This window comes from Mesorhizobium sp. M0185, from assembly GCF_040322175.1.
GTDB lineage: Bacteria > Pseudomonadota > Alphaproteobacteria > Rhizobiales > Rhizobiaceae > Mesorhizobium.
This window is the reverse complement of the sequence record NZ_JAMYSY010000077.1, coordinates 1-20434: the sequence shown is the minus strand read 5'-3', so window position 1 is coordinate 20434 and position 20434 is coordinate 1. Positions and strand designations below refer to the sequence as shown.

Below are 20434 nucleotides of genomic sequence, written 5' to 3'. Positions count from 1 at the left end.
CATCGCACGAAGCGGTTGTAACAGGTCGTGCGCGGTCCATAACGCTCCGGCAGGTCGCGCCACGGTGCGCCTGATCGTAGCACCCGAAGATGCCGTTCAGCACGCGGCGGTCGTCCACGCGCGGCACGCCTCGCGGCTTGTTGGCAGGAGCGGTTGGATCACGCGCCATTCGAAGTCGGTCAGATCATATCGGCTCATACAGCCGCTGAATCACATCAGCGACGATATTGAAAGGCCGGCTTCAGGGTGCCTGCTGTTCTGAGAAGGGAAGCGCTATGTCGTGCTCCAGCAGTGTAACCTTATAATGGTTGAGATATGACCACAGAGCGTTGCGAAGATCATTCAGTTCGTCGTAACCCGGCGAACCTCGCCCGACTTCCTTGCAGGCCAGATCCGCTCGCTGACACAGAATATAAAGGCTGTCACCCTGAACGAGAACGCCGGGGAAGGCCCGACCAGGATGCCGCATGACAGCGGCATTGGTCTTGTCCGATAGTATCTCGACGTTCTCGCTACGCATCAGTGTCTCGCGGATCGGCTTGCTGCACCGTCAGAGCATGAGCCCGCTCACTCCGCAACCCTTTATGGGTTCACGACCTAGATAGGCGGCGACCGTCCAGCTCGAAAACAGCAATGCCTGGCCGAGGACGATCGACAGCACGGCGACGTACATCGGATTGCGGACGTGGCGGCAGATGCCGCCGACGACCAGCCTCTCGGTCGGCGCGACCGGGGCGGGGGTACCCAGGCCCTCCAGGGCAAACCGGGCAAAGGCGTGCAGCAGTATGGCTGTGCCGGCGACAACCAGCAGCCAGCCCACAGGAACGAAACCGGGCAGTCGCGACCAGGGCAGGCGATAGCGATCGGTCAGCAGCCAGGGCAACAGTCCGGCGACCACGCCGGGCGCTACAGCAAGGAAGATGACGCTGCCGGCGATCGCCGAAGTGGCTCGCATATAGCTCTCCTTACGGGCGCGGCCTTGAACGGTCTCCTGCAACGCGCTTCAGGTCTTGTCCGGCATGTAACCCAAACCGCTGCACCCTCAGGTCAAGCTCGATGGCGGGCTTTTGGGCGGCATGCACCAGCAAGGTCTGGCTGCCGAAAAAACAAACGCGTGCTGCACGATTCCACGTCATCCTGCGTTTTTCGATTTTCCGAGCAGGAATCGCTGCTGATTCGCGGCCGTGGATCGATTTTTGCCTTGCCGCAGGCTGTATTTCAGCGATTCAACTGGTCCTATTGCGCTTCGGGACGGATTAGACCACAGCCGGCGCCTTTTTGCATGTGAGTGTTGCAAAATAGATGCTTGTTTCTTGGGCATGAAGAGCACATATATAGATCATCTCCTGAGCGCGTTCTCCTCCCATTAGCGCTCTCGAGTGTTCCCCTCTGGAGGTTAGCCCTAACAGGCACTTCCAATCAAACTCAGCCGGGTCTTCATTGATCCGGCTTTTTTGTTGCCCGAAACCAACACATCGCCAGAAAATCGACCGGAACGGTCGCGTAACAGTGACATGTAACCTCGGGTAACATGCCGCGGGCGCGCCAAATCGATTAAGCAGAGTACAGGACGCGGTGTGGCTCGTCCGGGGGATGGGGGCATCACTCGGACGACCCGGGCTCAGGCAGCTACCGCGTCCGAACCTTCCTCCGCCAAAACACCGGCGGCAAGCATGCGGCGGACCTGCCGTTTCGCCTCCCACGAAGACGGTCCGCAAGAAACGGCGCCCGAATGATCCGGGCGCCGTTTCCTGTTGGGCCGCAAAGGCAGCTCAGGCGGCCTTGCCGTTGGCGTTCAGCGCTTCGTCGGCCAACCGCCCGGTGAGTTCGGCCATGTGGTCGAAGACGGCCCGGTAGCTGGCGACACCCGCCGTGGCCGAGCGCAGCTCGATGATGAGGTCGCCGATCTCGGCTTGCGGCATGGTCGCCTCGACGACGTCCCATCCGGGCCAGTCGGGCCGCGCGTCGTAGCCGAGGATCTGGCCGCGCCGCTGCGGGATCAGCGCAATGATCTTCGACGTCGCGTCGGACGGCGTGACGATCTCGACCTTCATCACCGGCTCGAGCAGCACCGGCGAGCACGCGGCCATGCCTTCTTTCATCGCCAGCTTCGCTGCCATCTGGAAGGCCATGTCGGAGGAATCGACCGCATGGTAGGAGCCGTCGGAAAGGTTGACGGCAACATCGACGACCGGGAAGCCGAGCGGCCCGGACTTCAGGTAGTCACGCACGCCGGTCTCGACCGACTGGATGTAGGTCTTCGGCACGACGCCGCCGGTGATCGTATCGGTGAACTGGAAGCCTGACCCGCGCGGCAGCGGTTTGATCTCAATCACGACGTCGCCGAACTGGCCGTGGCCGCCTGATTGTTTCTTGTGGCGGCCGCGCTGCTGCGTCGCTTTGCGGATCGTCTCGCGGTAGGGCACGGCCGGCACATGGCCTTCGACCGGGATCTGGTTCTTGCCTTCCAGCCGCTCGCGCACGACGCGCAGATGCATCTCGCCATGGCCGGACAGCACGGTTTCGGCCGAATCCTGGTTGTGATGCAGGTTGAGTGAGGGATCTTCCTCGGCCAGGCGCTGGATGGCCGCCGACATCTTGACCTCGTCCTTGCGCTCTTTCGGCCGCAGCGCGAAGGCGAAGACCGGTTGCGGCGGCGCCAGCGTGACCAGCGGCTGGATGCCGCCCTTGGTCGAGCTCAGCGTCTGGCCGGTCCTGACGGCGTCCAGCTTGCCGAGCGCGACCGTGTCGCCGGCCTTGGCCGAAGTCAGCTTGACCTGGTCCTTGCCGAGCATCTTGTAGATGCCGGAGACCTTTGCCGTTTCGCCATTGGAAAGGAACAGCTCGGCGGCGTCGGCGACCTGGCCGGACAGGATGCGCGACACAGACAGCTTGCCGCCATGCGCGGTGTGGATGGTCTTCATCACCTGGACCACGGTGGCATTGCCATCGGGAGCGCCGAGGCGCTGGCGCGTCGCCTCGATGTCGGGTGCGTCGTGACGGATCGCCTTCAACAGGCGCAGCACGCCATTGCCCTTCTCGGCGGTGCCGATCAGCACCGGCGTCACCATGCCGTCGCGCAGGTCGGCGGCAAGATCGTCGAAGATCGCATCCTTCGGCGGTTCGATCTCGTCCAGCAATTGCTCCATCAGCCGGTCGTCATGGTCGGCGAGCGTCTCCAGCATGGAAAAGCGCGCCTCGAGCTCGCGCGCCTTGTCGTCGCTCGGGATCTGGGCGACCTCGCTCTCGGCATATTCGCGGTAGATGTAGGCACGCTCCAGAGCGAGGTCGATCGAGCCGATGACGACGGCGTCCTTGCGCAGCGGGATCTGGCGCAGCAGTAATGGCACCGAGCTTGCCGGCTGCAGCATCTTCAGCGTGTCGCGCACACCTGCTATCGCCTTGTCGACCTTGTTCAGGAACAGCATGCGCGGCACGCCGAGCTCGTCGAGCTTGCGCATGATCAGCTGCAGGGCAGGGATCTTCTTCTCGTCGGCCTCGGCAACGACCACGGCGACGTCGCAGGCGGCCAGCACCGGCTCGGCTTCGAAGGAGAATTCGATGGAGCCGGGACAATCGACGAAGGTGAACGGCTCGCCCATGAAATCGGTGGTGGCGAAGGTCGCCTCGACGCTCATGCCGTGAGCGCGCGCCTCGGGCGAATGATCGGAAACGGTATTTCCGGACGAAACGGGATTCTGGCGGGGAATGGCGCCTGTACGGGCGAGTATGGCTTCGAGAAGTGTCGTCTTACCGCTTGCGAAGGGACCGACTATGGCAATGCATTTCGGTCCCGTGCGTCGTCCTCCGGCGCGAGTACCCATGGCTGACCTCCACTCAGGCGTTTCCCTGTAAGCGGCGGCCGGCCTGTCGGCCGTCGCGGGCGAGGCTTTTTTCAATTTGCCACCTACCCAAAGGGCATCGTCCCACGGGCAGGCCGGGAGGGCAAGGGATTTGAGGTTGAAGGGATTTGAAGTTGAGGCCGGTTCAGCCGGTGCCGGTTCGGCGCGACGCCAGTGGCGTTGCGTCCACGCGCTGCACCGCCACCGTCTCGGCAAAGCGCGCGAGCAACGGATTGAACAGGTCCGCACGCTCCCAGAAAGGCGCATGCCCGGCGCCGGCGATGATGTGGCAATGCTCCCACAGCGAGCCGTATGCGAGTGTCTCAAAATAGCCGAGCCGGACGAACGGATCGTTCTCGCCATTGACGATAGCGACCGGAAACGCGGCTTGCTCGACCACCTGTCTCTGGTCGGCGCCCTTGCCGGTGAGCATGCCGCGCGTCACCGCGGCGCGCAGCCGGCCGTCGGTGCGCAGGATGGCTTGGCGAAAGGACGGATCGGCGGTGTCGCCGAAACACAGCGTCTCGAAGCGCTCGGCATCGCGTTCGGAATACGTCTTTTTGGACGCCAGCAGCATGTCCCAATGCGCGTGGAAGCCGCGCAGCATGCCGAAAGGACCCTTCGATACCGGCGGCGCGCCGGTCAGCATCAGCCCGCCGACGGCGCGGTGAAAACTCGCGAGTTCGATTGCCACGTGCCCGCCAAGCGACCAGCCGAAGACGACGGCGCGGCCGATGCCCAAGGCATTGAGGAGCTGAGCCGCCGATTGGGCAAGGCCGGCGATGGTGTAGTCCGTCGCCGGATTGCGGGCGTCCGACGATTCGCCATGGCCGGGCAGGTCGAAAGCAATCAACCGATGGGCAGCGGCCAACGGGCTGTCGAACTGGCGGGCGAATACGGCGCGCGAACTGCCCGAGCCGTGGATCAGGACAAGCGGGATGCCGGGTCCCGACGACTGGCTGAGGCGCAAATCCGCTTGCGGCGTGCGGATCGTGCGGTGGGAAACGGCCATATCTGGTTTGGACCTTGGGATTGTCTCCAGGTCAACATCGCATGCCGAGGTCACCATGTTGTTTAGAACGGTGGTTAAGAAATGATTTCTCGGCTTGCGCCGGGTATGATGAACGAATCCACCACAGCTAACCCCCGGAGCCTGATGATGGAATCCACGCTCGACCTTCTCGTCTCGATCAGCAGCATCGCGACGCTCGGCCAATATGCCTGGTCGATGCGCGCGCATTTCCAGTCGCAGACCATGTCTCAAGGCGCGATGATCATTTCGGCCGTCGTGGTCGGCACGGCGCTGTTCTTTCTTGCGCTGCTGTGGATCGAGCGGCAGCCGGTGGCGGCGAAGATCGGCGGGCTCGCCATCGAACTGGCAAGCTCGGCGCTGTTCTGGTGGGCGATCTCGGTCTCCCGCAAGGCGGGGCTGCGGTTCGCATTCGATCCTGACAATCCCGACAGCCTGGTGACCGAAGGCCCTTATCTCCATGTCCGGCATCCGTTCTACACGTCCTACATCATCTTCTGGATCGGATGGGGTATCGCGACCTGGTCGGTCTGGGCGGTGGTGCCGGTCGCCGGCGTCGTTACGATCTACGTGATCGCAGCCTTGGACGAAGAGCGAAAATTTTCGCGGACAAGGTTGGCCGATGCCTACGACGCTTACCGCACGCGGACCGGTCTGTTCTGGCCGCGTTTTGCCCGCAGCCGGCAGGAGATGCAGCCGGCATCGGACGAAAGTGGTAGGGTCTAAGACACTGGATTGAATCGAGGACTTGCGACGATGAAGATTATTGCCTGCGGCAGCGTGCCGACGATTGTTGCGCCGGAAAAATACTTCACTGGCCGGGTTTTGCAGACGCCGATCATCGAGAAAGAGGCACCGGCGCGGCTCAGAGCCACGCTGGTCAGCTTCGAGCCCGGCGCCCGCACCCACTGGCACACGCATCCGCTTGGCCAGACGCTCTATGTCACGTCCGGTGCCGGTCTCGTGCAAAGCTGGGGCGGGCCGCTGCAGGAGATCAGGGCCGGCGACGTCATCTCCTTTGCGGCCGGCGAAAAGCATTGGCACGGCGCCGCGCCCAAATCGGCGATGACCCACATCGCCATGCAGGAGGCGCTCGAGGGTGTGCATGTCGATTGGCTGGAGAAGGTGAACGACGAGCAGTATGGCGGCTGAAACGTCTCAGACCAGCGCGGCGGTAAAGCGCTGGATGCGGGTGCAGGCCTCTTCGAGCAGAGCCTCCGACGTGGCGTAGGAGATGCGGAAGTTCGGGCCTAGGCCAAAGGCCGAGCCGAAAACAACCGCCACGCCCTCGGCCTCGAGCAGTTCCGAACAGAAGGTTTCGTCGCTGTCGATCACCTTGCCGCTCTTGGTCTTCCTGCCGATCAGCTGGGCACAGGAGGGATAGACGTAGAACGCACCCTCCGGCGATGGGCAGGTGATGCCGCGCGCCTGGTTGAGCATCGAGACGACGAGATCGCGCCGGCCCTGGAAGATCGCCTTGTTCTTCGGGATGAAATCCTGCGGGCCGTTCAGCGCTTCGACCGCCGCCCATTGGGCGATGGTGCAGGCGCCGGAGGTCTGCTGGCCCTGGATCATGTCCATCGCCTTGATCAGCGGCACCGGGCCTGCCGCGTAGCCGATGCGCCAGCCGGTCATGGCATAGGCCTTCGACACGCCGTTCATCGTCAGCGTGCGCTCATAGAGCTTAGGCTCGACCTCGGCGATGGTCTTGAAGACGAAGTCGCCATAGGTCAGGTGCTCGTACATGTCGTCGGTCAGCACCCAGACATGGGGATGCTTCAACAGCACGTCGGCCAGGCTCTTGAGTTCCGCTTCGGTGTAGGCTGCGCCCGAAGGGTTCGACGGCGAGTTCATCAACAGCCATTTGGTGCGCGGCGTGATCGCCTTTTCCAGCACGGCCGCCGTCAGCTTGAAGCCGTTGTCGATCGAGGTGTCGGCAAAGGCCGAGGTGCCGCCGCAGATCGCCACCATTTCGGGATAACTCACCCAGTAGGGCCGCGGGATGATCACTTCGTCGCCGGGGTTCAGCGTCGCCATGAAGGCGTTGAACAGGATCTGCTTGCCGCCGGTGCCGACGATGGTCTGCTCCGGCCGGTAGTCGAGATTGTTCTCGCGCTTGAATTTTTTTGCGATCGCATCGCGCAGCGGCACGATGCCGGATACCGGCGGATACTTCGTCTCGCCGCGGCGGATGGCCTCGATCGCGGCGTTCTTGATGTTGTCGGGGGTGTCGAAGTCCGGCTCGCCGGCGCCCAGCCCGATCACGTCGCGGCCGGCGTTTTTCAGCTCGCGCGCCTTCTGCGTCACCGCGATGGTCGCGGAAGGCTTTACGCGGGAAAGGACGTCGGCAAGAAAGGCCATGACAGATATCTCCAGAAAAGACCGGCGGGCGAAGGCGCCGCGGCGCCTCTCATGTCGCATCATCTGGTCAAGCGCAAGCCCAGCGCAGGCATTGTCGAATGAGCCAGCGCGCAATGCTGGAAACAATAAATTCACCAACGATCGGTAAAAGCTAGAACGGCAGGGACCGTAGCCGGTCCGCCAGTCTCGCACAGCGAGGAACCGTGACGCGCAGCATCGGGCTTGCCCATATCATCCGCCATGATGACGGCACCGCCAGCGGTGTCTGGGGGGTCTATACGCTGCAAAGCGCGTTCCAGCCGATCTTCGCCTTCAACAAGGGCAAGCTTTCCGTCGTCGCGTTCGAGGGGCTGATCCGGCCGTTCCGCGAAGGCGAGCCGCAGCCGCCAATGAGTTTCTTCAACAGCTGTCCGGCGGTCGACCGCCTGCATATCGAGGCGCTGACACGGACGCTGCACCTTCTGAACGCCGGCGCCTGCCTGCCGCGAGACGCCTCCATCTTCATCAATTTCGATCCATCGGTGTTCACCGACCGCAGCATCGCCGACAAGGCGCTGCGCGAAATGCGGCTGGTGCTGCACGAGGCCGACATCGATCCGCGCCGCGTCGTCTGCGAGGTCACCGAACAGAAATCTGCGTCGCAGGAAACGCTCTACAATTTCGTCGAGGCGCTCAGGGGCAATGGTTTGCGCATTGCCGTCGACGATTACGGCGCCGACGAATCCGACATCAATCGCATCAAGGAACTCAGGCCAGACATCGTCAAGTTCGACGCCGACTGGATTATGACGCTGATGGAATCCGGTGCCGGCTTCGCCTTGCTGACCGCTATGGTGACCAGCTTCGAAGAGCAAGGCATCCGTACGGTATTCGAGGGCATCGAGACGGGCTGGCAGCTCGAGCTCGCCGAAAAGTCGGGCGCCTCGATGGTGCAAGGCTTCGTGCTGGCACGCCCGGAGCTTGCACCGACCAGCTTTCACGTCTTCGACAAGGCCGGGCAGGCATCAGCGGTGTCGCCCGATAAGGACAAAGTGCCCACGGCCGTTTCGACCTCGCGGCGACCGATGCGGGCTTTCGGGCGCAGGGTGGCACCGTGACCGGGCGGGCCGACATGCGGCGCAAGGTCGGCGAAGCGATCTTTGCCGACGAGGTCGGCATCGAATATGGCGTCTACGGCGCATTCCGGCTGAGGAGCGCCTACCAGCCGGTCTTCGCGCCGCGCGGCAGGTTTCTTGCCGCCGTCGCGGTCGAGGGACTGATCGAGCCGCATCGCGCAGGCAGGCCGGTGGCGCCGCAAATCTTCTTCGAAGGTGTGCCGGCAGCGGATCGGCTGTTTGTCGAAACCATGTGCCGGGTGCTGCATTTGCGCAACTTCCGCAACATCGGCGTCGACGGGCTCGACCTGTTCTTCAATTACAATCCGCTGATCAACGATGACCCCGCACGGGCGCTGGCCGAAATCAGGCTGATGACCAGGCATCTGGCGGATTTCGGCCTGCATCCTGGCATGCTGGTCTGCGAGATCACCGAACAGGCGGCCGGCGACAAGGTGCTTGTCAGCCTGGCGCGCGAGATGCGGCGCGACGGCGTCCGCATCGCCATCGACGATTTCGGCACCGGGCATTCGACCGAAGAAAGGGTAGCGCTGGTGCAGCCCGACATCGTCAAGATCGACGGCACCTGGTTCGCAGAATTCTGCCGCCATGCCGCCGCCGAGCGGTTTTTCCGGCCGCTGGTTTCGACGCTGCACGACCGTGGCGCCAAGGTGCTGGTCGAAGGCGTCGAGAACGCCACGCATCTGCGCGTCGCGCTGGATGGCGGCGTCGACCTGCTGCAGGGCTTTTACCTTGCCCGGCCGGCGCTGGCCGGTACGCTGTTCGACGAGGAGCCTCTGTCGATCGACAGGCTGCTTGGCAGGGATAACAACGTCATCCCCTTGTTCGGCTAGGATATGTCGAGATTCAAGTGATGCCGGCCTGCGAACGGCGGTTTCCTGCGCTTCCGGTGCTCACGTACCCAAAGTACGCTCCGCTCCGGTTCTCGGAACCCACCCTTCTCGGCTCGGCCTGACTTGAATCTCGATATATCCTGAAATGCATCAGCGGCGCTGATGGTTACGCCAAAACAAATCACTGGATGAAGCCGCCGCTGCCGCGATAGAGGCTGGATCAAGCCCTGAGACGGGTGGTTGCGAGCAAGGGGGAGCACCGATGATACTCTATGGAATGATCGACAGCGGCAATTGCTACAAGCCGCGCCTGTTGATGGCCAAGCTCGGCATCGCTTTCACCAATGTCGAGGTCAGCTCGCACACCGGCGACACGCGCAAGCCCGACTATGTCGCGAAAAACCCGAACGCCATGGTGCCGCTGCTCGAACTCGACGACGGCCGCCGGCTGGCCGAATCCAATGCCATCCTGCTCTATCTCGCCGAAGGCACGCGGTTTCTGCCGGCGGACAGATACGAACGCGCGCTGGCCTATCAGTGGCTGTTCTTCGAGCAATACAGCCACGAGCCTTATATCGCCGTGCGCAGGGCGCTGCTGACCTTCCCTGAAAGAGCCAAGGATGCGACGCCGGAGCGGCTGGCGGTGACGCTGGAGCGCGGCAACAAGGCGCTCGGCGTCATGAACAAGCACCTGGCTGGCAGCACGTTCTTTGCCGGCGATGCTCTGAGCGTCGCCGACATTGCGCTCTATGCCTATACGCATACGGCCGAGATGGGTGGCTTCCAGCTCGACGCCTATCCGGCGGTGGCCGCCTGGCTGAAAAGGGTCGAGACCGATCCGGGGCATGTGCCGCTGGAGTGGGTGGGTTGAGTGCAACTCGCCGACTTTGCTGAGCAACGTTGACAATTGGCGAAAGCTTCGGCGAAAGCGTCCTTCTCCCCGTCACTATACGGGGAGAAGGAGCTGTATCGCCGGTTTCGCCAATTGTCGGCGTTTAAAATCCAGACAGCAAAAAGGCGGGACAAAATCCCGCCTTCCCATGCTTGGTAGCCTGATCGGGAGCGTTTTGGCCGGGCCGGCAGCAATCTGCTGTGGGGGTTGGGGGGGGGCTTGCGCGCCGGCGCGTTGCTCGCGCGCCCGCCATTACAGCCGTGATTTGCCGCGCGCCCGGGGCTATCGCCGGGCGCGCGCCATTCGCAAAATCAGGCTGCCTTGCTCAGAGATCCAGCGGACGACTTGCCAGTGCGGCGGTCCTGCTCGATCTCGAAGTTGATCTTCTGGCCTTCAACCAGGGTCGACAGTCCAGCACGCTCGACTGCGGAGATGTGAACGAAAACGTCCGCGCCGCCGCTGTCAGGCTGAATGAAGCCGAAACCCTTGGTGGAATTAAACCACTTGACCGTACCTGTTGCCATTTCGATAGTCCTTTACGTTTGCTTTAGTTTGACTGGACCGAAATCCAGCCGGTTTGTATCGAGATTTTGGAGATAGAACGTCAGCAAACGCGAAGATCGCGAGGCCCGGATCGATCGGCCGAAATATCAATGGACGGCATATAATATGCTTTCGCGCAAAAAACAAGACGGGGCGGAAAATGGCGCCGCGGCAACGCTGCCCAACGGCCGCCCCAATCGCGTGAGAGCGTCGTCGCTGCGCGCCTGACCCGGGAGGATCGCGCCGGCTTCGGGCGCGACCGGGTTTTGGGGAGAGGGGCCATGAAAATCGTTCTGCTTGCCGCTTGCCTGACGCTGGTGGCCGCCGAGGCGCAGGCGAGCTCGCGCTACGACCCGACCCGCATGAGCTGCGGCAAGGTGCAGGCGACGATCGCGCGCGAGGGTGCGGTCATCCTGCGCTACAGATCGGCGCGCGTGCCGGGGCTGGCGCTCTACGACCGTTACGTGCGGAGCCAGCAATTCTGCGAGATCGGCGAGGTCAGGGCGCGGGCCTCGGTTCCGAGCGCCGACACGAATTCCTGCACCGTCTACAAATGCAAGCGGGTGGAGATCGACCGGCGTTTTCGCCGGCGCCTGCTTCCGGATTAGAGTGGGACGAAATGGTGCGCCGGGTGCCGGCCTCGCCTGAATATCAGCACCCCTAAAACCCGAACGACACCTGCGCCGGGGGCGGCGGGCCGACGCGCACGCCTTCCATGGCCAGCATCTTTTCCTTGGTGGCTGAGCCGCCAGGGGCGGAAAAGCCGCCGATCTTGCCGCCGGCGGCAAGGATGCGATGGCAAGGGATGACCAGCGGCACCGGGTTGGCGCCGAGTGCGGCGCCCGTCTCACGCGCCAGCCCGGCATGGCCGGCGCGTTTGGCCAGTTCGCCATAGGTGGTGGTTTCGCCGAAGGCGAGTTTTCGCGCCGCGTCATAGATCGCCAGGCGGAACTCGTCGACGCCGCTGAGATCGACCGGCACGCCGGAGAAATCGATATCCTCGCCGGCGGCGTAGGCCTTGATCGACGCAATCAGCTCGGCAACCCATTGCGGTTCGGGCTTCGCTGCTTGGTCGGCGGCGGCATGGCGCAGCAGCCGGCGCTCGACCGTGTCGCGGTTGCGCTGCGGCAGGCAGAGCCGGGTCAGCCCGGCATCGCTCCAGGCGATACCCATGAAGCCGAGCACGGTTTCGAAGAGCGCGTGGCCGGCGGTGGCATGAGAGGCGTGCATGGCGTGCTCCTTTCCGGAATCCTTCGAAGTACAAATCCAGAACAATATCGCATTTCGCGGCCCGGCTCGCCACCCGAAAACCACCGGCTACCGCGGATTGCCCGAGGAAAGATGCTGGTGTAAGGACTTCTTAACACCCGACGAACCGGACCCGAGCGCCGCTTGCCAGCAAAATTCCTCTTTCCCGTCCTTGCGGCGGTGTTGGCCGTGGCCGCTCTCAGCGGTTGCACCTCGACTTCGCCGGCGACCCCGGCGCCAGCCTTCAGCGAAAATACGGCCAATACCGATGCCGGCTTTACGCTCGCGCTGCCCGACACGGTTTCGGTGCTGCCGGAACCATCCGGCGTGGTCCAGACGGCGGCGCTGCCGATCGAGCCGGCCGCCGCGTTTGCCGGGCCGACGCCGCTGGCGGCAACTACCCCCGCCGTCATGACCACCAATGCCCAGCCAGCCATCGCGACGGCCGCTGTCGCCATGCCGGTCACCGAACAGACCGCTGCCATGCCCGGCGTTCAACCCGTCTCCTATGTCGTGCCGCAGAACCCGGTCGCTCTGGCCGCGACCAGCCCCACCGAGGGGCAGTCGAACGCCGGCGGCCGCAGCGAGATCGAGCGCCTGATCGAGAAATATTCCGCGCTTTACCAGGTGCCGGTCGATCTGGTGCGCCATGTCGTCAACCGCGAGAGCACCTTCAACCCGAAAGCCTACAATCACGGCCATTGGGGGTTGATGCAGATCAAGCACGCGACGGCGCGCGGCATGGGCTATGACGGGCCGGCAAGCGGCCTGTTCGATGCCGAGACCAACCTAAAATATGCGGTGAAATATCTGCGCGGCGCCTGGCTGGTCAGCGGCGGCAACCCCAAGCGCGCCGACCGGCTCTACCAGAGCGGCTATTATTACGACGCCAAGCGCAAGGGGATGCTGGGCGAAACCGGCCTCGGCAGCGAAAGCCTGCGCCGCCGCATGCAGCCCGATGCCTGAGCCGCGCCCGCCGGCGCCAAACGACATCCGCCTGCGCAAGATTCTGGACGACACGCTTGTTCCGCCGCGCTGGCCCGAGGGCTTCGTCATGCGCGCCTTCGAAGCCGCCGATGCACTCGCTTTGCATACGCTGTTGACCGCGGTGTTCGACGACGGCGCCGACGGGCCGTTCGACGAATGGTGGCCACGCATTTCGGCCGACGCGGAATTCGACCCAGCTTTATGTTTCCTGGTCATCGACGGCAAGGGCCGGCTGGCGGGCGCGGCGCTCTGCTGGACGCGGGCGTTCGTCAAGGATCTTGCCGTCCACCCCGAGGCGCGCGGCAAGGGCATCGCCGAGGCACTGATGCGGCACGCGTTTGCGGTGTTTCAGGCAAGGGGCGCGGCACATGTCGACCTCAAGACCAACACGGTCGAGAACGCCGCCGCCGTCCGGCTCTACGAACGGTTGGGGATGTTCGAAGTCGACTGGGCGGGGTGAGGCGGGGCAAAGCTGGCTTCGGGTAAGTGTGTTGATATTCAGCTGAGGCTGCGACGCTCAAAGGTACGGCATGGATCCTAGGGTCTCCGCGACGTCGCTGCGCTCCTGCTCCGCCCTAGGATGACGAAGGGCACAGTGGCATAAAGGCCAATCGCGGACGTTGGAGATTGGCTGGAACCCTACCAGCGCTTCGTCATCCTAGGGCGGAGCGAACGCGAAGCGAGAGCGCAGACCCTAGGATCCATGCCGTTGCCATGGCTGTGGAGCGCAGCGAACCAAAAGGCCCTCATGTGATTTGACGCTGCCGCGCGCTGACCTACCCTCTAATGCCGGAACCGGGGAGACGAGCGATGCAGTCACCTTTCAACCGGAGCGTCATGCTGGCAGCGGCGGTGATGCTTGCCGCCGCCACCGCAGCCTATGCCCATCACGGCTGGTCGTGGACGCAGGACGGATTTTTCGAACTCAAGGGCAAGATCACGGCCATCTATATCGGCAACCCGCACGCCACGCTGGATGTCGACGCGAAGGGAGAGGCCTGGCGGGTGGAGATGGCGACGCCGTCCCGCACGATCGCCGCCGGCTTCACCGAGGTTGCCAAGGTTGGCGACGAGGTGACCGCGATCGGTCATCGCTCGCGCGATGAGAGCGAAAAGCGCATGAAGGCAGTCCGCATCATCGTCGGCGGCAAGACCTATGACGTCTATCCCGACCGCGTGCCGCCGGCCTGAATGGACGGGTTTTTCGCCGGCATCGAGCAACTCGCTTTGGTGCGGGGACTGAAGGCTTCCTTCGTCGCCTACCCAATCGTCAACGCGCTCCACATCATGGCGATCGGCGTGCTGCTGACCAGCGTCTGGCTCATGGACCTCAGGATCCTGGGCGCCTTCCGCTCGCTGCCGCAGGCGGCGTTCGTGGCGCTGCTGCGCCGTACCGCATTTGCCGCGTTCGGCGGTGCGCTGGTCACGGGCTCGCTGCTGTTTTCAGTCAGGGCGAGCGCGTATGCGGCGATGCCGATCTTCCTCGCCAAGATGACGCTCATCCTGCTTGCCGGCGCCAACTTCCTTGTCTTCGTGCGCCGCGCAAAAGGCGGTCAGGAACCGGCCGGCGGGGCCGTCACGATCCTGGCTGTGCTTTCGCTGGTGCTGTGGACGTCCGTGTTGTTTGCGGGGCGGTTTATTGGTTTTCTTTGAGTCGGCACGTTGACCTCGGATTTCCTGTTGAGCAGCAGTTGCTGGGCCAACGCGAGCATTCGTGTAGCATTGACCTTGCTAATCTCTTCTGCACGCTGCTAGTTTGATTTCTGCGGGCTATTCCAGTCGACAAATCTGAGGGGGGAAAATGGCTGAGTCGGTAGTACTTGATGCTATGATCAAGCGAGATGATTTCGCTATCACAAACACGGCGCCGTCCTCGGGAGAGCCGATAAAGACTCTCTCAATTGAAACACTGAGTTCTAGTGGGATGCTGGTTCCGCTGCTTAGGAAGCCAGATTTTCAACGTGAGACCAATCATTGGTCGCCGACTCAAGTTGTATCATTTCTAGAAAGTTTTTTGGACAACGAGCTCATACCCTCAATAATATTGTGGAGATCTACCCAGTTCGTTTTTGTTATTGATGGCGGGCATCGACTAAGTGCCCTTAGAGCGTGGATCGACGATGATTACGGCGATGGACCAAATTCTATTGGGTATTATTCGAATGAAATTAACAGTGCGCAACGCAGAATTGCGAAAAAAGCAAGGGATATGGTGGAGTTGAAGATCGGTAAATATTCATTACTACGAGACGCTTTGATCAAACCTGAAAATCATCCCGAGCAGCGCGTTGTTCGTGCGAGGAATATGGCGACCAGATCACTCTCTCTGCAATGGGTAGAGGGTGATGCAGACAAGGCTGAAACTTCATTTTTCAAAATAAATACGCAAGGAACTCCCTTGGACGATGCGGAGGAAACGCTACTCCGAAATCGCAATCGTTCGATCGCAATCGCCGCTCGCTCAATTATTCGAGCGGCCACTGGTCATAAATACTGGTCAAAATTCTTAGACGATAATCGAGCTAAGATCGAAACGTCGGCTAAGAAATTGCACTCTCTGTTCTTCAATCCAGAAGTAAATCAGCCTATAAAGACCTTAGATTTACCTCTTGGCGGCACAAGATCGCCGATACAATCTTTAGACATGCTTATGAATCTGATTTCGCTAACGAACGCAGATCAGGGCACAATTCGGCGACCGCTTGGTGAATTTCCTGAAGACCCAGATGGAAGTGAGACCGTCAAGGTTTTGGAGACATGCAGCAGGATAGCTGCGAGATTAACGGGTACCGGGCCTAGCAGCCTAGGACTTCATCCCGCTGTGTATTTTTATACGGAGCGCGGGCGACATCTTCCGGACCTGCTCCTTGGTTTTCTGCTTTTGTGCAGGAACAAGCTCCAGAGTAATGATCCCACGTTCTTTCGGAAATTTACCGAGAATCGCAAGAAGATTGAAGATTTTCTAATTGAAAATAAAGCGATAATTACGCAAGCGTTGCAGATAGTGAGAAGTAAAAATCGCGTTGAGAAAGTATCTGATCTATTCAATTACCTCATACAATCCTACGACGAAGGGAAAAATCCGACAGACAATGAAATTATTGCTGTCATCGCGCCAAATTCAGTTTCGAAGATTTTGTCCATAACCCAAGGAGCCGATGGAGAGCGATTTTCCGATGATGCAAAGAGCGCAATATTCATTCGGCAAGCCCTGAAAAACGCCATGAAGTGCCCAATTTGCCATGGCTATCTAGATCCAGCGAAATCAAGTTCGTATGATCACGTGGTACGAGTGCAAGATGGTGGCAAGGGGGGTGATCTAAATGGTCAGATAACCCATCCTTACTGTAATACAGCTATGAAAAATTGATGTAGTTGATCAGCTGCCAACGTCAGTTCTCTCGGCTAGACGCCTCTCTACGAGAGTTATCGGTCGCTGCCATTGGTTCGCTTTTCGGTAAGGCCAAATCACAACTGATGGATGAGGCAGCGATGGACATAACGAGAGATCAACGCGATGCATGGTCGAGGCGGGCTGAAAATCGTGAATGGGAAGCAATTATTGCTCCTCACTACAAGGCACCTAATGGCTTTGTGAACCTCGAGGCGCTTCATGAGATTGCGCGGCTCAATGGACTGATGGATACAGGTTCCAAATACGACCAATTGAATGCTGGGCAGATTGCAATGAATGTTAGAAACCGGCTTCGAGTCCTGTGGAAGCAAGGGATATTAAAAGTACCACGTTAGAAGGTACCGTCAGTTATGTGACTTTCTCCAGAAGATGGGTGGAACTGCCCCTCATCCGCTTGCCGGCACCTTCCCGTTGCACGGGGAGAAGAGATCTAATCGCCTAGGCAAAATACTCCTGCAGCGGCCGTACTTCCAAACTCCCCGCCTTCAACGCAGCAATCGCCTCGGCCACCGCAGCCGCCCCCGATAGCGTCGTGTAATACGGCACTTTCTGCATCAGCGTCGCTCTGCGCAGCGACTTCGAGTCCGACACCGCCTTCTGGCCGTCCGTGGTGTTGAAGACGATCTGCACCTGGCGGTTGCGGATGGCGTCCTCGATGTGCGGGCGGCCTTCCAGCACCTTGTTTATCTTCTCGGCGACGACGCCGTTTTCGGCGAGGAAGCGCTGCGTGCCTGAGGTTGCCAGAACCTTGAAGCCTTGGCCGGCGAGGCGCTTGACCGCCGGCAATATGCCTTTCTTGTCCTCGTCGCGCACCGAGACGAACAGCGTGCCCGCGCGGGGGAGATCGACACCCGCCCCGAGCTGGCTCTTGGCGAAGGCGAGCGCGAAGTCGCGGTCGAGGCCCATGACCTCGCCGGTCGAGCGCATTTCCGGGCCGAGCAGGATGTCGACGCCGGGGAAGCGGGCGAAGGGGAATACCGCTTCCTTGACCGCGATGTGGCCGGGATTGCGCGGGTCGGGCATGGCGCCGTAATGGGCGAAGGCGTCTTCCAGGCTCTCGCCGGCCATGATGCGGGCGGCGATTTTCGCGATCGGCCGGCCGATGGTCTTGGCGACGAAAGGCACGGTACGCGACGCGCGCGGGTTGACCTCCAGCACATAGACCGTGCCGTCCTTGATCGCATATTGCACGTTCATGAGGCCGCCGACATTGAGCGCGCGGGCAAGCGCTGCCGTCTGGCGCTCCAGCTCGTCGACCAGCTCGGAAGGCAGCGAATGCACCGGCAGCGAGCAGGCGCTGTCACCGGAATGGATGCCGGCCTCCTCGATATGCTCCAATATGCCGGAGACGTAGGTCGACTTGCCGTCGCAAAGGCAATCGACGTCGACCTCGATGGCGCCCGACAGATAGGTGTCGAACAAAAGCGGGTTCTTGCCGAGCAGCGTGTTGATCTGGCCGGTCTTGTCGTTGGGGTATTTCTGCTTGATGTCCTCCGGTACCAGGCCGGGCACGGTGTCGAGCAGATAGGATTGCAGCATGCTCTCGTCGTGGATGATCTGCATGGCGCGGCCGCCGAGCACGTACGACGGGCGCACCACCAGCGGGAAGCCGAGCTCGCCGGCGACGAGGCGGGCCTGCTCGACCGAATAGGCAATGCCGTTCTTCGGCTGGCTGAGGCCGAGCTTGTGCAGCAGCTTCTGGAAGCGGTCGCGGTCCTCGGCCAGATCGATCATGTCGGGCGAGGTGCCGAGGATCGGGATGCCGGCCTTCTCCAGCGCATCCGCCAGCTTCAGCGGCGTCTGGCCGCCGAACTGGACGATGACGCCGACCAGCTCGCCCGACGCCTGCTCGGCGCGCAGGATCTCCAGCACGTCCTCCGGCGTCAGCGGCTCGAAATAGAGCCGGTCGGAGGTGTCGTAGTCGGTCGAGACGGTTTCGGGATTGCAGTTGATCATGATCGCCTCGAAGCCGGCGTCGCGCAGCGCAAAGGCGGCATGGCAGCAGCAATAGTCGAACTCGATGCCCTGACCGATGCGGTTGGGGCCGCCGCCGAGGATGACGACCTTTTTCCGGGATGAGACCTGCGCCTCGTTGGCCAGCGCGCCAGCGAACGGGACCTCATAGGTCGAATACATGTAGGCGGTGGGCGAAGCAAACTCGGCGGCGCAGGTGTCGATGCGCTTGTAAACCGGATGAACGTCGAGCTTGTCGCGTATCTTCTGGACCTCTTCGACGTCCTTCCTGACCAGGGATGCTAGGCGGGCATCGGAGAAACCCATCGCCTTCAGCATGCGCAGATTGGCGGCGTCCTCGGGGATGCCGTGCTCGCGGATGCGCGCCTCCATGTCGAGAATGCCGGCGATCTGTTCGAGGAACCACGGGTCGATCTTGCACATCGCGTGCACGTCTTCCAGAGAGGTGCCCATGCGGATCGCTTGCGCCACCATGCGCAGCCGGTCCGGCGTCGGCGTGCCCAAGGCGGCGCGGATGGCGTTGCGGTCGTCGACGTGGCTGGCAGCTGTCGTCCCATGGCCGATGCCGGGGATCTCGATTTCGTCCAGACCGGTCAGGCCGGTCTCCAGCCCGCGCAGCGCCTTCTGCAGCGATTCCTGGAAGGTGCGGCCGATGGCCATGACCTCGCCGACCGATTTCATCGAGGTGGTCAGCACTGGCTCGGCGCCGGGAAACTTCTCGAAGGCAAAGCGCGGGATTTTTGTCACGACATAGTCGATGCTCGGCTCGAACGAGGCCGGCGTTGCTCCGCCGGTGATGTCGTTCTCGAGCTCGTCCAGCGTGTAGCCGACGGCGAGCTTGGCGGCGATCTTGGCGATCGGAAAACCGGTCGCCTTGGAGGCCAGCGCCGACGAGCGCGAGACGCGCGGGTTCATCTCGATCACCACCAGGCGGCCGTCGGCCGGGTTGACGGCGAACTGGACGTTGGAGCCGCCGGTCTCGACGCCGATCTCGCGCAGCACCGCGATCGAGGCGTTGCGCATCATCTGGTATTCCTTGTCGGTCAGCGTGAGCGCTGGGGCGACGGTGATCGAGTCGCCCGTATGCACGCCCATCGGGTCGATGTTCTCGATCGAGCAGACGATGATGCAGTTGTCGGCTTTGTCGCGGACAACCTCCATCTCATACTCCTTCCAGCCGAGTACGCTCTCCTCGATCAGCACTTCGGTGGTCGGCGAGGCGTCGAGGCCGGACTGGACGATCTCGAAGAATTCGGCGCGGTTGTAGGCGATGCCGCCGCCGGTGCCGCCCATGGTGAAGGAGGGGCGGATAATTGCGGGCAGGCCGACATGGTCGAGCGCTTGTGCTGCAATCGCCATGGCATGGCTGATATAGCGCTGCTTGCGGTCGCCTTCGCCGAGGTTCCAGCGCGTTTCCAGAGCGTCGAGCGCGGCGTCGAGATTTTCGGGCTTTTCCGCCTTCAACTCGGCGCGTTCGGCCTCGTGCGTCTTGCGGTCGGCATTCTTGACGTCGGTGGCGTTGGCCAGCATCGACTTCGGCGTTTCCAGGCCGATCTTGTTCATCGCCTCGCGAAACAAAGCGCGGTCCTCGGCCTTGTCGATTGCGGTGGCGTCGGCGCCGATCATCTCGACCTGATAGCGGTCGAGCACGCCCATGCGGCGCAGCGACAAAGCGGTGTTGAGCGCGGTCTGGCCGCCCATGGTCGGCAGCAGCGCGTCCGGCCGCTCCTTGGCGATGATCTTGGCCACCACTTCGGGCGTGATCGGCTCGATGTACGTGGCGTCGGCCAGTTCCGGATCGGTCATGATGGTGGCCGGATTGGAATTGACCAGGATAACGCGAAAACCCTCTTCCTTCAGCGCCTTGCAGGCCTGGGTGCCGGAATAGTCGAATTCGCAGGCCTGGCCGATGACGATGGGGCCGGCCCCGATGATCAGGATCGACTTGATGTCGGTGCGTCTTGGCATATCGAGGGTCCGTTCGGCAGGCGGCTTGCACGAAAAACCGGACGGGAAGACCCGGCCGGTTGTGCTCGCGATTCTGGTATCAGGCTAGGAGGGCCTTATAGGGAAGAGTTTTGCCGGATGTAACCCCCTAAAATGCGGGTAGGGGAGTAGGGGAGTAGGGGAGTAGGGGAGTGGGGGAGTAGGGCAGTAGGGCAGTAGGGCAGTAGGGCAGTAGGGCAGTAGGGCA

Annotated in this window: 20 protein-coding genes and 2 pseudogenes; 13 read left to right on the top strand and 9 right to left on the bottom strand. The window is 61.9% G+C overall.

The window, feature by feature from the left end; translation table 11 throughout:
• From NKJ20_RS32065 to NKJ20_RS32055, 3 genes and pseudogenes are all read right to left on the bottom strand, one after another.
• Nucleotides 1-198 (bottom strand): annotated as a pseudogene (locus NKJ20_RS32065) (transposase); the annotation flags it as partial.
• A gap of 43 nt (nucleotides 199-241) precedes the next feature.
• Complete coding sequence (locus NKJ20_RS32060) at nucleotides 242-520, bottom strand: DUF6959 family protein (protein ID WP_352458679.1); 279 nt, start codon at nucleotides 518-520, stop codon at nucleotides 242-244.
• 81 nt (nucleotides 521-601) lie between these two features.
• Nucleotides 602-955 (bottom strand): annotated as a pseudogene (locus tag NKJ20_RS32055) (methyltransferase family protein); the annotation flags it as partial.
• 101 nt (nucleotides 956-1056) lie between these two features.
• Between NKJ20_RS32055 and NKJ20_RS32050 the strand changes: the two are divergent.
• Nucleotides 1057-1260, top strand: a complete 204-nt coding sequence (locus tag NKJ20_RS32050) for a hypothetical protein (RefSeq protein ID WP_352744481.1) — start codon at nucleotides 1057-1059, stop codon at nucleotides 1258-1260.
• 512 nt (nucleotides 1261-1772) lie between these two features.
• Here the strand turns inward: NKJ20_RS32050 and NKJ20_RS32045 are convergent.
• Nucleotides 1773-3824 (bottom strand): elongation factor G, encoded by a 2052-nt coding sequence (locus NKJ20_RS32045; protein ID WP_352749521.1) that lies wholly within the window; start codon nucleotides 3822-3824, stop codon nucleotides 1773-1775.
• 163 nt (nucleotides 3825-3987) lie between these two features.
• Nucleotides 3988-4854 carry an alpha/beta fold hydrolase gene (locus tag NKJ20_RS32040; RefSeq protein WP_352744485.1) on the bottom strand — a complete coding sequence of 289 codons (867 nt, stop codon included), beginning with the start codon at nucleotides 4852-4854 and terminating at the stop codon, nucleotides 3988-3990.
• Between the two features lie 147 nt (nucleotides 4855-5001).
• On the opposite strand from NKJ20_RS32040, the gene NKJ20_RS32035 reads away from it, so the two are divergent.
• Nucleotides 5002-5598 (top strand): methyltransferase family protein, encoded by a 597-nt coding sequence (locus NKJ20_RS32035; protein ID WP_352749520.1) that lies wholly within the window; start codon nucleotides 5002-5004, stop codon nucleotides 5596-5598.
• A gap of 30 nt (nucleotides 5599-5628) precedes the next feature.
• Nucleotides 5629-6024 (top strand): (R)-mandelonitrile lyase, encoded by a 396-nt coding sequence (locus tag NKJ20_RS32030; RefSeq protein ID WP_023678338.1) that lies wholly within the window; start codon nucleotides 5629-5631, stop codon nucleotides 6022-6024.
• Between the two features lie 6 nt (nucleotides 6025-6030).
• Here the strand turns inward: NKJ20_RS32030 and NKJ20_RS32025 are convergent, their stop codons facing one another.
• The gene (locus tag NKJ20_RS32025; protein ID WP_352705346.1) at nucleotides 6031-7233 is read right to left on the bottom strand and encodes a pyridoxal phosphate-dependent aminotransferase; all 1203 of its coding nucleotides are present in this window, start codon (nucleotides 7231-7233) and stop codon (nucleotides 6031-6033) included.
• Nucleotides 7234-7436: 203 nt separating this feature from the next.
• Here NKJ20_RS32025 and NKJ20_RS32020 point away from each other — a divergent pair, with 203 nt between their 5' ends.
• From NKJ20_RS32020 to NKJ20_RS32010, 3 genes are all read left to right on the top strand, one after another.
• The gene (locus NKJ20_RS32020; RefSeq protein ID WP_352705348.1) at nucleotides 7437-8330 is read left to right on the top strand and encodes an EAL domain-containing protein; all 894 of its coding nucleotides are present in this window, start codon (nucleotides 7437-7439) and stop codon (nucleotides 8328-8330) included.
• Complete coding sequence (locus tag NKJ20_RS32015) at nucleotides 8327-9181, top strand: EAL domain-containing protein (protein WP_023678335.1); 855 nt, start codon at nucleotides 8327-8329, stop codon at nucleotides 9179-9181. The genes NKJ20_RS32020 and NKJ20_RS32015 overlap by 4 nt, the downstream gene beginning before the upstream one ends.
• Before the next feature lie 262 nt (nucleotides 9182-9443).
• Nucleotides 9444-10052, top strand: a complete 609-nt coding sequence (locus NKJ20_RS32010) for a glutathione S-transferase family protein (protein WP_352749517.1) — start codon at nucleotides 9444-9446, stop codon at nucleotides 10050-10052.
• A 332-nt stretch (nucleotides 10053-10384) separates the two neighbouring features.
• Here the strand turns inward: NKJ20_RS32010 and NKJ20_RS32005 are convergent, their stop codons facing one another.
• Complete coding sequence (locus NKJ20_RS32005) at nucleotides 10385-10597, bottom strand: cold-shock protein (protein WP_023678332.1); 213 nt, start codon at nucleotides 10595-10597, stop codon at nucleotides 10385-10387.
• A gap of 300 nt (nucleotides 10598-10897) precedes the next feature.
• Here NKJ20_RS32005 and NKJ20_RS32000 point away from each other — a divergent pair, with 300 nt between their 5' ends.
• A complete protein-coding gene (locus NKJ20_RS32000; protein WP_352749514.1) occupies nucleotides 10898-11224 on the top strand; it encodes a hypothetical protein in 327 nt (108 codons plus the stop codon).
• Between the two features lie 52 nt (nucleotides 11225-11276).
• On the opposite strand, the gene NKJ20_RS31995 is transcribed toward NKJ20_RS32000, so the two are convergent.
• The gene (locus NKJ20_RS31995) at nucleotides 11277-11846 is read right to left on the bottom strand and encodes a methylated-DNA--[protein]-cysteine S-methyltransferase (RefSeq protein ID WP_352749513.1); all 570 of its coding nucleotides are present in this window, start codon (nucleotides 11844-11846) and stop codon (nucleotides 11277-11279) included.
• A gap of 162 nt (nucleotides 11847-12008) precedes the next feature.
• Between NKJ20_RS31995 and NKJ20_RS31990 the strand changes: the two genes are divergently transcribed.
• The 6 genes from NKJ20_RS31990 to NKJ20_RS31965 all read left to right on the top strand — a co-directional run bounded on the left by NKJ20_RS31990 (nucleotide 12009) and on the right by NKJ20_RS31965 (nucleotide 16601).
• Nucleotides 12009-12830, top strand: a complete 822-nt coding sequence (locus tag NKJ20_RS31990; protein ID WP_352749511.1) for a transglycosylase SLT domain-containing protein — start codon at nucleotides 12009-12011, stop codon at nucleotides 12828-12830.
• Complete coding sequence (locus NKJ20_RS31985) at nucleotides 12823-13311, top strand: GNAT family N-acetyltransferase (RefSeq protein ID WP_352453885.1); 489 nt, start codon at nucleotides 12823-12825, stop codon at nucleotides 13309-13311. The genes NKJ20_RS31990 and NKJ20_RS31985 overlap by 8 nt, the downstream gene beginning before the upstream one ends.
• A gap of 350 nt (nucleotides 13312-13661) precedes the next feature.
• On the top strand, nucleotides 13662-14042 hold the full coding sequence (locus NKJ20_RS31980; RefSeq protein ID WP_352749508.1) for a DUF6152 family protein: 381 nt from the start codon (nucleotides 13662-13664) through the stop codon (nucleotides 14040-14042).
• Nucleotides 14043-14504 (top strand): DUF6644 family protein, encoded by a 462-nt coding sequence (locus NKJ20_RS31975; RefSeq protein WP_352450699.1) that lies wholly within the window; start codon nucleotides 14043-14045, stop codon nucleotides 14502-14504.
• 148 nt (nucleotides 14505-14652) lie between these two features.
• Nucleotides 14653-16221, top strand: coding sequence for a DUF262 domain-containing protein (locus NKJ20_RS31970; protein ID WP_352749506.1), 1569 nt, complete (start codon nucleotides 14653-14655; stop codon nucleotides 16219-16221).
• Nucleotides 16222-16328: 107 nt separating this feature from the next.
• On the top strand, nucleotides 16329-16601 hold the full coding sequence (locus NKJ20_RS31965) for a hypothetical protein (protein ID WP_352749503.1): 273 nt from the start codon (nucleotides 16329-16331) through the stop codon (nucleotides 16599-16601).
• Between the two features lie 103 nt (nucleotides 16602-16704).
• Here NKJ20_RS31965 and carB read toward each other — a convergent pair whose 3' ends face one another.
• A complete protein-coding gene (gene carB, locus NKJ20_RS31960) occupies nucleotides 16705-20208 on the bottom strand; it encodes a carbamoyl-phosphate synthase large subunit (protein WP_352450702.1) in 3504 nt (1167 codons plus the stop codon).
• Nucleotides 20209-20434 lie beyond the last annotated feature (226 nt).

What these genes read in the sequence shown, in the direction of transcription:
- NKJ20_RS31965 (WP_352749503.1), top strand. Translation starts at nt 16,329, where the DNA reads ATGGATGAGGCAGCGATGGACATAACGAGAGATCAACGCGATGCATGG.
- NKJ20_RS32050 (WP_352744481.1), top strand. Translation starts at nt 1,057, where the DNA reads ATGGCGGGCTTTTGGGCGGCATGCACCAGCAAGGTCTGGCTGCCGAAA.
- NKJ20_RS32010 (WP_352749517.1), top strand. Translation starts at nt 9,444, where the DNA reads ATGATACTCTATGGAATGATCGACAGCGGCAATTGCTACAAGCCGCGC.
- carB (WP_352450702.1), bottom strand. Translation starts at nt 20,208, where the DNA reads ATGCCAAGACGCACCGACATCAAGTCGATCCTGATCATCGGGGCCGGC.
- NKJ20_RS31970 (WP_352749506.1), top strand. Translation starts at nt 14,653, where the DNA reads ATGGCTGAGTCGGTAGTACTTGATGCTATGATCAAGCGAGATGATTTC.
- NKJ20_RS31980 (WP_352749508.1), top strand. Translation starts at nt 13,662, where the DNA reads ATGCAGTCACCTTTCAACCGGAGCGTCATGCTGGCAGCGGCGGTGATG.
- NKJ20_RS31985 (WP_352453885.1), top strand. Translation starts at nt 12,823, where the DNA reads ATGCCTGAGCCGCGCCCGCCGGCGCCAAACGACATCCGCCTGCGCAAG.
- NKJ20_RS31975 (WP_352450699.1), top strand. Translation starts at nt 14,043, where the DNA reads ATGGACGGGTTTTTCGCCGGCATCGAGCAACTCGCTTTGGTGCGGGGA.
- NKJ20_RS32005 (WP_023678332.1), bottom strand. Translation starts at nt 10,597, where the DNA reads ATGGCAACAGGTACGGTCAAGTGGTTTAATTCCACCAAGGGTTTCGGC.
- NKJ20_RS32060 (WP_352458679.1), bottom strand. Translation starts at nt 520, where the DNA reads ATGCGTAGCGAGAACGTCGAGATACTATCGGACAAGACCAATGCCGCT.
- NKJ20_RS32030 (WP_023678338.1), top strand. Translation starts at nt 5,629, where the DNA reads ATGAAGATTATTGCCTGCGGCAGCGTGCCGACGATTGTTGCGCCGGAA.
- NKJ20_RS32025 (WP_352705346.1), bottom strand. Translation starts at nt 7,233, where the DNA reads ATGGCCTTTCTTGCCGACGTCCTTTCCCGCGTAAAGCCTTCCGCGACC.
- NKJ20_RS32040 (WP_352744485.1), bottom strand. Translation starts at nt 4,854, where the DNA reads ATGGCCGTTTCCCACCGCACGATCCGCACGCCGCAAGCGGATTTGCGC.
- NKJ20_RS32045 (WP_352749521.1), bottom strand. Translation starts at nt 3,824, where the DNA reads ATGGGTACTCGCGCCGGAGGACGACGCACGGGACCGAAATGCATTGCC.
- NKJ20_RS32035 (WP_352749520.1), top strand. Translation starts at nt 5,002, where the DNA reads ATGGAATCCACGCTCGACCTTCTCGTCTCGATCAGCAGCATCGCGACG.
- NKJ20_RS31995 (WP_352749513.1), bottom strand. Translation starts at nt 11,846, where the DNA reads ATGCACGCCTCTCATGCCACCGCCGGCCACGCGCTCTTCGAAACCGTG.
- NKJ20_RS32000 (WP_352749514.1), top strand. Translation starts at nt 10,898, where the DNA reads ATGAAAATCGTTCTGCTTGCCGCTTGCCTGACGCTGGTGGCCGCCGAG.